The 9,189-nt window shown below is 68.1% G+C and carries 10 protein-coding genes and 1 pseudogene; 5 read left to right on the plus strand and 6 right to left on the minus strand.

The window, feature by feature from the left end; translation table 11 throughout:
* From E3O18_RS16015 to E3O18_RS02230, 5 genes and pseudogenes are all read left to right on the plus strand, one after another.
* A pseudogene (locus E3O18_RS16015) lies at nucleotides 1-403 on the plus strand (hypothetical protein); the annotation flags it as partial.
* A gap of 144 nt (nucleotides 404-547) precedes the next feature.
* On the plus strand, nucleotides 548-2,683 hold the full coding sequence (locus E3O18_RS02215; RefSeq protein ID WP_241978097.1) for an APC family permease: 2,136 nt from the start codon (nucleotides 548-550) through the stop codon (nucleotides 2,681-2,683).
* Between the two features lie 3 nt (nucleotides 2,684-2,686).
* The gene (locus E3O18_RS02220) at nucleotides 2,687-3,103 is read left to right on the plus strand and encodes a CrcB family protein (RefSeq protein WP_134395213.1); all 417 of its coding nucleotides are present in this window, start codon (nucleotides 2,687-2,689) and stop codon (nucleotides 3,101-3,103) included.
* Nucleotides 3,100-3,468, plus strand: a complete 369-nt coding sequence (locus tag E3O18_RS16020) for a CrcB family protein (RefSeq protein ID WP_166784868.1) — start codon at nucleotides 3,100-3,102, stop codon at nucleotides 3,466-3,468. The genes E3O18_RS02220 and E3O18_RS16020 overlap by 4 nt, the downstream gene beginning before the upstream one ends.
* Nucleotides 3,469-3,639: 171 nt before the next feature.
* Complete coding sequence (locus E3O18_RS02230) at nucleotides 3,640-3,897, plus strand: DUF3073 domain-containing protein (protein ID WP_134395215.1); 258 nt, start codon at nucleotides 3,640-3,642, stop codon at nucleotides 3,895-3,897.
* A 118-nt stretch (nucleotides 3,898-4,015) separates the two neighbouring features.
* Here the strand turns inward: E3O18_RS02230 and purM are convergent, their stop codons facing one another.
* The 6 genes from purM to E3O18_RS02260 all read right to left on the minus strand — a co-directional run bounded on the left by purM (nucleotide 4,016) and on the right by E3O18_RS02260 (nucleotide 9,011).
* Nucleotides 4,016-5,119 (minus strand): phosphoribosylformylglycinamidine cyclo-ligase, encoded by a 1,104-nt coding sequence (gene purM, locus E3O18_RS02235; RefSeq protein WP_134395216.1) that lies wholly within the window; start codon nucleotides 5,117-5,119, stop codon nucleotides 4,016-4,018.
* Complete coding sequence (gene purF / locus E3O18_RS02240) at nucleotides 5,116-6,723, minus strand: amidophosphoribosyltransferase (RefSeq protein ID WP_241976678.1); 1,608 nt, start codon at nucleotides 6,721-6,723, stop codon at nucleotides 5,116-5,118. Before purF ends, purM begins: the two co-directional genes overlap by 4 nt.
* A 117-nt stretch (nucleotides 6,724-6,840) precedes the next feature.
* On the minus strand, nucleotides 6,841-7,239 hold the full coding sequence (locus tag E3O18_RS16230; RefSeq protein ID WP_174722071.1) for a hypothetical protein: 399 nt from the start codon (nucleotides 7,237-7,239) through the stop codon (nucleotides 6,841-6,843).
* Between the two features lie 212 nt (nucleotides 7,240-7,451).
* Nucleotides 7,452-7,904: a MarR family transcriptional regulator gene (locus E3O18_RS02250; protein WP_134395217.1), complete on the minus strand. Its 453-nt coding sequence runs from the start codon at nucleotides 7,902-7,904 to the stop codon at nucleotides 7,452-7,454.
* Entirely contained in the window at nucleotides 7,901-8,533 is a 633-nt protein-coding gene (locus tag E3O18_RS02255) for an SDR family oxidoreductase (RefSeq protein ID WP_134395218.1), read from the minus strand. The genes E3O18_RS02250 and E3O18_RS02255 overlap by 4 nt, the downstream gene beginning before the upstream one ends.
* Before the next feature lie 118 nt (nucleotides 8,534-8,651).
* Nucleotides 8,652-9,011 carry a sterol carrier family protein gene (locus E3O18_RS02260; RefSeq protein ID WP_134395219.1) on the minus strand — a complete coding sequence of 120 codons (360 nt, stop codon included), beginning with the start codon at nucleotides 9,009-9,011 and terminating at the stop codon, nucleotides 8,652-8,654.
* Nucleotides 9,012-9,189 lie beyond the last annotated feature (178 nt).

A 9,189-nucleotide genomic window follows, 5' to 3' on the forward strand; every position in this document is an offset into this window, starting at 1 on the left:
CGGGGCCGCCGCCGGCGCGGCAGCCGGGGCCGCGGCCGGGGCCCGAGCCGGTGCGGCAGCCGCATCAGCGTCAGCCTCGGCCGGAGCGGGATGGCAGACCGGCGCAGCGGAATCGGCAGCGAGCGGCAGCACATCGGGAACCACATTCGACGGAACAGGTGCCCGCGCCGGAACCGTCGAAGGCGATCCGGGATCCACCGCAGCCTCGGCGCCCGACCCACGTCTCGAGTCCAACCGGGCGCTGCATGAGGCCGATTTGGTGCTGAACGAGTTCCGCCAGCAGCTGCGCGCGGACCTGCGCCAGGCTGCCACACGGTCCGGCGTGCCGACCACGCTCGTGCCGGAACTGCGGGCTCGCCTGGTCGAGGTGCGCGCGGACATCCTCGCCGCCCTGCACCGGTAGCGCGGCCGCCGGCCCGGAGCGGTGCACCAGCACCCCCCACAGAACACCCTCGCCCGCCGCGCGGGTGTTCTGTGAGCGGACGAGCCCGACGCGCCCGCGCGGCGGCCGACTCCCCTGGATTTGACAGGGGAATCCAAGGGAGTAATGTCGTCCCTCGTGACACCAGAGGGAGCCCCCCAGGCACCAGAAACACGTTCACCGAAACGGTGGATCATCGGCGACCCGCTCTCGACCGAAAAGCTCGATGGCCAGCTGCTGCCCAAGCACCTCGCCCTCCCCATCTTCGCGAGTGATCCGCTGTCGAGCGTCGCGTACGCTCCGCAGGAGCTCCTGATGATCCTGACGCTCGGTGGGCTGGCCTTTCTCAGCTTCGCGCCCTGGGTCGCGGCGTGCGTCGTGCTGCTGCTCGTCGTGGTCGTCGCGTCGTACCGCCAGCTGATCAAGGCCTACCCGTCCGGCGGCGGGGACTACGAGGTCGCCCACAAGAATCTCGGTGAGAAGGCCGGCCTCGTCGTCGCGTCCGCCCTGCTCGTCGACTACGTGATGACCGTGGTCGTGTCGGTGGCCAGCGGCGTGGACAACATCATCTCCGCACTGCCGGGCCTGGCGCCGTTCCGGGTGGAGTTCGCGGTCTTCTTCGTGATCCTGCTCGCGGCGGTCAACCTGCGCGGCGTGCACGAGTCGAGCAAGGCTTTCGCCTTCCCCACCTACTTGTTCATCGCCAGCGTGCTGCTGATGGTCGTCGTGGGCCTCACCCGGGTGGCCCTCGGCGATACCCCGATGGCCGAGTCGGCGAACTACGACGTGGAGGCCCAGAGCCTGGCCCAGTCGGCGTTCATCCTGCTACTTCTGCGTTCCTTCGCGAGTGGGTGCAGCGCGCTCACCGGCGTCGAGGCGATCGCCAACGGGGTGCCGGCGTTCAAGCATCCGAAGGTCAAGAACGCCCAGCGCACCCTGGTGCTCATGGGCGGCATCGCCATCACGCTCTTCGTCGGCCTGACCGCGCTGGCCCTGTTCTCGAAGGTGCACTACGCGGAGAACCCGTGCGACCTGATCGGCTGGGAGGAGTGCGCGACCTCCCCGCAGCGCAGCCTGATCGCCCAGATCGCGGCCGCCACCTTCGGCAACAACTCGATCATGTTCTTCGTGTTGCAGGCCGCGACGGCGGCCGTGCTGCTGCTGGCCGCCAACACGGCGTTCAACGGCTTCCCGCTGCTCGGCTCGGTGCTCGCCAAGGACTCCTACGCCCCGAAATCGCTCAGCACCCGCGGTGACCGCCTGATCTACTCCAACGGCGTGCTCCTGCTGGCCCTCTTCGCCTGCATCATCCTGGTCATCTACCAGGCCAATCTGACCGTGCTGATCCAGCTCTACATCATCGGCGTCTTCGTCTCCTTCACGCTCGGGCAGACCGGCATGGTGCGGCACTGGCTGACCCTGCTCAAGACGAACCCGCCGAACCGGGCATCCATCATCGCCAGCCTGTCGATCAACGGCTTCGGCGCGCTGCTCACCGGCGTGGTGCTGATCGTGGTCACCATCACCAAGTTCACCCACGGCGCCTGGCTCGTTTTCGTTTTGATGCCTGTGCTGTTCACCCTCATGCTCGGCGTCAACCGGTACTACCGCGACGTCGCCAAGGAAATCGAAGTGGATGCCGACACCACGTTCGGCTCGTCGGGCGACCACGCGATCGTGCTGGTCGGCAAGATGCAGAAGCCCGTGCTCAAGGCGTTGGACTACGCGATCGCGGCCCGCCACGAGAGCATCGAGGCCGTACACATCTCCGTCGACGTCGACGAGACCAAAGCGCTCAAACGCGCCTGGGTGCAGCAGAACATTCAGGTGCCGTTGCGCATCGTGCAGTCGCCCTACCGGGATATCAGCTGGCCTCTGATCAGCTACATCAAGGACCGGCGCGAGGACCACGGCTCCGAGGTCGTCACCGTGTACACCCCGATCTACATCGTGGGCCACTGGTGGGAGGGTCTGCTGCACAACCACAAGGCCCGGCGGCTGCGCCAGAAGCTCATGCTCGTGCACGGCGTCACCATTGCCCTGGTGCCGTGGCTGCTCGACTCCTCCGAGCTCATCTACGGCCGGCGCTCCCGACCCGTGCCCGGCCAGGACCGCCGCGGCGAGCCCGTGCGCCCCCGCCCGATCCCGCGCCGCCCGCTCGCTCCGGCGACCAAGGACATCCCGATCCGGCCCACGCCGGTCGTCGGCACGGTTCCGCCGAATTCGCGGCCGTCCGCCGCGCGGCGCCGCAAGAGGAAGTAACGGATGCGCCTTGCTCCCGCCGTCTTTCTCGGCGGTATGGTCGGCACGGGACTCCGACTCGGCATCGACCAGGCTCTCCCGCACACCGACACCGACTTCCCGGCGAGCACGCTGATCGCCAACACGATCGGCGCGTTCATCCTCGGCTGGCTGGTGGCCGGCCTGTGGACCCGCCCGGGCCTGCCGGCCTGGGTCAAGGCCGCCCTCGGCACGGGCGTCCTCGGGTCGTTCACGACCTACTCCGCCGTCATGGTGTCCTTGGTCGCGCTCGGCGCGGCCGGATTCCCGGCTCTCGGCTGGCTCTACCTGGCGGCGACTCTTCTGCTCGGGTTCGGGGCCGCGGCCCTCGGTCTACAGCTGGGGGCGCAGCTTCGGCACCGCGTGTTGCCGGACACTCCGGATGCCGGGAGTACTCTGTGAGCACCTGGCTGGTCCTCGGCGTCCTCGTCACCGGTGGCGCGGCGGCGGTCATCCGCTACTTCGTCTCGCGCGCCCTCCCCGTCGGCCCCGGGCGGCTGTCGCTCGGCGTGTTGATCGTGAACGTGGCCGGATCATTGATCGGCGGTGTGGTGCTCGGTCTCTCCGAGCGTGCCGCGGTATCCGCCGACGTGCAACTGATCCTGTTGACCGGGTTCTGCGGCGGCCTGACCACGTTCAGCACCTGGAGCGTCGAGACCGTCGAACTGACGCTCACCGGGCTTCGGCGAGCGGGCATTGTCAACCTGATCGGCACTCTCCTGCTCGGGTTCCTGGTCTGTGGTTCGGGCTACCTTCTCTCCCGCTGAGGTACAGTGAAGGAACGCTGATTGTGAACGTGCTCGGCGAACCGCTGCTCAGGATTTGCATCCGCGGCCCGTTCGGCCCGCCATGCTAAACTGACGGCTAGTTTTCACCATATTCGGCAACTCCCGGGAGACGTTTCTCTCACCCGGCCTGGCATCGTTAGGGGGTCTCGCATGGGGCGCGGCCGTCAAAAAGCAAAGCACACCAAGGTTGCCCGCGAGCTGAAGTACTTCAGCCCGGACACCAACTACAACGCGCTTGAGCGCGAGCTCACCGGGCATCCGGCCACCGACCCGCGCCTCGACGAGGACCTGGCGAAGTGGCCGGAGTACGAGGCCGGCAAGCCCGGCAAAGACGCAGACACCGACGACGAAGCCGACGACCAGTACGTCGACCACTACGCCACCGAAGACGAGCAAAAGCGCGCCTGACGCTCGGCTAGTTGTGCTCCCCCGCGGCCCTGTGCCTCAGCGGGTGCGCGCAAATGGCCGCCATCGGTGAAACGATGGCGGCCATTTGCACGCACCCGCCGCCCGGCGGGGCGCCTTGCTAGAGCGCGTAACCGCCGACCAGGCGCACGGCGCCGCCGTTCACGCCCTTGGCACCCTGCTCAAAGCCCGCGAGATCGTGCGGGGCGGTCGACACGCGGCCCGCCACCCAGGCCGGCACTCCCTCGGTGGCGAGGCGGGCGATGACGGATGACGCCGATTCGGCCGCGACGACGGCGAACATGCCGACACCCAGGTTCCAGGTGCCCTCCGAGCTCTCGAGCGAGGAGCCGGCGAGTTCACTGAGCACCCGGAAGACCGGGGACGGCGACCAGGTCGACCGGTCGACCTCCACCCAGGCGCCGACCGGGAGCACGCGGGCGAGGTTCGCCGCGATGCCGCCGCCGGTGACGTGGCTGAGCGAGTGCACGACGCCGGCGAGCTCCGGGTCGGAGAGCACGCCGAGCAGCGGCCCGGTGTAGAGCCGCGTCGGCTCGAGCAGGACCTCGCCGACCACACCGCCGAAAGCGGCGGACGTGTCGGTGTAGCCGATGCCGCGGTTGGCGAGGATGTGCCGCACGAGCGAGTAACCGTTGGAGTGCAGCCCGGAAGAGGCCAGCGCCACGACGACGTCGCCGTGGCGGACCTTCTCCGCGCCGAGCACCTGGTCGGCTTCCACCACGCCGGTGGCGGCGCCGGCCACGTCGTAGTCGTCCACGCCGAGGAGGCCGGGGTGCTCGGCGGTCTCGCCGCCGACGAGTGCGGTGCCGGTGGCGGCGCAGGCGCGGGCGATGCCCGCGACGATGTCCGCGATCCGCTCGGGGACGACCTTGCCGCAGGCGATGTAGTCGGTCATGAAGAGCGGGCGGGCCCCGACGACGACGATGTCGTCGACGACCATGCCCACAAGGTCCTGGCCGATCGTGTCGTGCTTGTCGATGGCCTGGGCGATCGCGACCTTGGTGCCGACGCCATCCGTTGACGTGGCCAGCAGCGGGCGCGTGTAGCCGGTGAGGAAGGAGACGTCGTAGAGGCCGGCAAAACCGCCGAACCCGCCGAGCACCTCGGGACCATGCGTGTTCGACACGGCCTCCTTCATCAGGGAGACGGCGAGGTCGCCGGCCGTGGTGTCCACTCCGGCCGCCGCATAGGATGCGTTGCTCATTCTTGTCTTCCTGGGTCGCCGATCGAGGACTTACCCTGTTTGACCAGGGATTCTTCGCGCAGTGCTTCCTGGCGCAGTGAGGTGGGGGCGAGCAGAGGCTCGAATTCCGAGTCGGGGCCCGGGTCGCATCCGTTCGAGGCGGCGGCCGGACGTTCCAGCAGGTTCTTGCCCAGGTGTGCCGAGTCGGGCAGCGGGATCGGATAGACCCCGGTGAAGCAAGCCGTGCACAGGCGTTCGGGCGGCTGCTCGGTGGCGGCGATCATTCCCTCCGGTGAGAGGTAGCCGAGCGAGTCGGCGCCGATAGCCTGGCGCACCTCGTCGACGCCGAGGCCGGTCGCAATCAGTTCCGCGCGGGAGGCGAAGTCGATGCCGTAGAAGCAGGGCCAGGTGATCGGCGGGCTCGAGATGCGCACGTGCACCTCGGCGGCACCGGCCTCCCGCAGCATGCTGACCAGGGCACGCTGGGTGTTGCCGCGCACGATCGAGTCGTCGACGACGATCAACCGTTTGCCCTTGATCACGGCCTTGAGCGGGTTGAGCTTGAGCTTGATTCCCCGCTGGCGGATGGTCTCCGACGGCTGGATGAAGGTGCGCCCCACATAGGAGTTCTTCACCAGACCCTGGCCGAACGGAATTCCGGATGCCTGCGCGTACCCGATCGCGGCCGGCGTGCCGGACTCGGGGGTCGGGATGACGAGGTCGGCCTCGACGGGGTACTCCTGGGCGAGGCGACGGCCCATCTCGACCCGCGCCTCGTGCACGCCGCGGCCGGCGATGGTGGTGTCGGGCCGGGCCAGGTAGACGTACTCGAACACGCAGCCGGCGGGCTTCGCTTCGGCGAAGCGCTGCGTGCGCAGGCCGTCCTCGTCGATGGTGATGAGCTCTCCCGGCTCGACCTCGCGCACGAAGCTGGCGCCCACGATGTCGAGGGCGGCGGTTTCGGATGCGACGACCCAACCACGCTCGAGGCGGCCGAGCACCAGCGGGCGCACCCCCTGCGGGTCGCGCGCGGCGTAGAGGGTGGTCTCGTCCATGAAGACGAGGCAGAAAGCGCCGCGCAGACGCGGCAGAATCTCGAGCGCCGTGGCTTCGAGGGTGTGGTCGAGATCGCCGGTGAAGAGGGCGGTGATCACCGCGGTGTCGGTGGTGTTGCCGCGGGCCAGCTCACCCTCCACCTTCGGGTAGCGTTCGTGCACGAGCTGGAGGAGCTCGGCCGTGTTGGTGAGGTTGCCGTTGTGGCCGAGGGCGACCGTGCCGCCCGAGGTGCGGCCCAGGGTGGGCTGGGCGTTCTGCCAGCTGGACGACCCGGTGGTCGAGTAGCGGGTGTGCCCGACGGCGATGTGGCCGATCAGTGTGCTCAGCGCGGCCTCGTTGAAGACCTGGGAAACCAGGCCCATGTCCTTATAGATCAGGATCTTCGAGCCGTCACTCGTGGCGATCCCGGCCGATTCCTGGCCCCGGTGCTGCAGGGCATAGAGGCCGAAATAGCTGAGCTTGGCCACCTCTTCACCGGGAGCCCAGACGCCGAAAACGCCGCAGGCATCCTGCGGCCCCTTCTCGCCGGGGAGTAGATCATGGCTTAAAAGTCCGTCGCCGCCAGCCAAATCGGTGCCTCTTCTACTATCAGTGCTCGGGGGAAATGTGTGCTGAGAGTTGTGGGGTGACCGGGAGCTTCTCCGTCTCGGTCCGGTGAGCCGTGTTGTAGGGACGGGCGGGTTGAGCTAGTCCCGATCAGAATTCGACGAGTCCGATACGGCATCCGGAGACTCGGAATCGCTCGGACCGACAGCTGTCATTCTATCGACGACGACCGTCTTCCCGCGGCGGGAGATGACACGGTCGATGATGATGGCGACGACGGCACCCAGGGCGACGCCCAGCGTGAGAAACGCGAGCAACAGGAATCCGAAGACCTGGGTAGCCCCGAACTCGGCATTCTCGGGAAACACGATCGTGAGAACCAGGGCCGCGATAGCACCGATCAGGGCGCCGAGGAGCATGAAATTGAAGAAGCGCGGCGAGCGCCGCACGGTGACGGTGGACTTGTCGACGATCGATTCGCCCGCACTCTCACCGGCGCCGGAATCGGACTGCTGCTCGGGCTGTTGGTCTGAGATCACGCGTTCATTCTCGCACGCCAGACCGGTACTGCGGCTGTGCGTTGGCTCTGCCCGGCGGATGCCAGCCTGCCCGGATGAACGGGATTGCGGTACTCGGGAGCGCGAACATGGACCTCGTCGTGCGGCAGCCGCCGCGGCCGCCGCGGCCGGTGGACGATCCACCACGGCCGAGCCGACCGTCCCGGTCGCGCCTGTCAGGGTGACCACACCCCTCAGGATCCCGTGACCTGTGCGAGCAGTCCAGCGAGTTCGGTCAGAGCGTCATCGGTCAGCGTGTCGAACCATGGTGCGGAGCGTTCTATCGCGAGAGTTTCAAACGCCTCGACCTGGGAACGCGCGGATCCGGTGAGTCTGAGGAGCCGCACCCGTCCGTCCTGGTCGGATGCGAACTGCTCGACCAAGTCATGCTCGCGCAATTGGTCGACGAGTTGGGTGATGGCCCCCGGTGTGACGTGCAACAGTGCGGCAAGCCGGCCGGGAGTGACAGAGTCCTGCGCGTGAGCGAGGACGAAGAGGACATCCAGCTGGGTGCGGGTGAGGACCGTGCTGCCGAACGGAGTCGATCGCGGGCTCGCGATCGACCGCGACAGACGAACGACCGCCGCCAGGACCTCCCCCATCTGCCTGGACCGGTGCGAGGTGAGCAGGTGCGCCGATTGTGTCATGCGCTGATAAACGGCATCTGCCCGATGAAGGTGCGATCCTCCACCTGGGTGAGGATGAAGTCCGCGAGATCATCTCGACTGATCTGGGTGCTCGCATCAACGCCCACCCATCCCACCCGGTAGGTTCCAGCACCCGGCTTCTCGGTCAAGCGCGGACCACGAACGACCGTCCACTCCAACCCGGACGCCTCGAGCACCCGGAGGTGCTGCTCCGCATCGGCGAGAACATGCCCGGACAGGGTCTTCAGCAAGAACCTGATAACGCGGTCTGCTGGCCCGGGCCGGTCCAGTGGAGCGGATAGCCCGCCGCCCGACAGGGTGACGATCCGCTTCACTTCGTGCCGCCCCATGGCGTCCACGATGAGCTGGGTGCCCTCGGCCTGCAGCGTCGGCGGCGACCCCTTAACCTGCCCGAACAGGCTGAGCACGGCGTCTGACCCCGCCACCGTCTGATCCACGGCATCCGCGTCCAACACGTCACCGCGAATAATCGTCAGAGCCGGGGACGTGGTGACGAGCCTGGCCGGCTCACGCACCAGAGCCCGCACCTCGTATTCCGCGGCAAGAGCGCGCGTCAGAACGCGATGACCGGTCTTACCGGTCGCACCGAACACAGCAATAACTGTCATAGGGATTAGTTTAGTCACTAAATGTTGTGATCGGACGATGCTGCCACCGCACCACAACGACGGGGAAGGTTCACGAGGAAGGAAGGGGGAGTCGCGTCCGAGCCGGAGGTGGGAGGCGTCAGAGAAGCGGCAGGTGCCCGACCAGGTCGGCGCGCTGACCGGAGGCGGCGATGCGACCGGATGCGATGCCATCAGCCCACGAGAGCGTTCCGGTCGCGAGGGCGAGCCAGGTGGGGGCATCCGTCTCAACGACGTTCGGCGGTGTGCCGCGGGTGTGGCGCGGACCGGCGATGCACTGCACGGCCCCGAACGGCGGCACGCGAACCTCGAGTGTGTTGCCGGTGGCCTTCTCGGCGAGCAGCTGCAGCGTGTACCGCACCGCCAGGGCACGGATGTCCCGGCTCGCCTCACCCTGCTGCGCCGCGTATTCGCGCACCGCCGCGCGCCCCACGCCGTCGTCAATCCTCGCTCGTGCCACGCCACCAGTCTGCCTCCTCTCTGCGGTCCGTGCCGGCCGCCCGCTCCTTGCGCCGCCCGCCCACCGCGCGCGCATGCTGCGCCGCTGCGCGCCTGGCACACCATGCGCGTATCGGCGCAGCACGAGCGCAGCGCTCTTGCGCCAGCGCCCGGTGCCCGCCGCCTGCCGCCCGCCGCCC

The organism is Cryobacterium sp. TMT2-42-4 (assembly GCF_004402645.1).
Classification (GTDB): domain Bacteria; phylum Actinomycetota; class Actinomycetes; order Actinomycetales; family Microbacteriaceae; genus Cryobacterium; species Cryobacterium sandaracinum.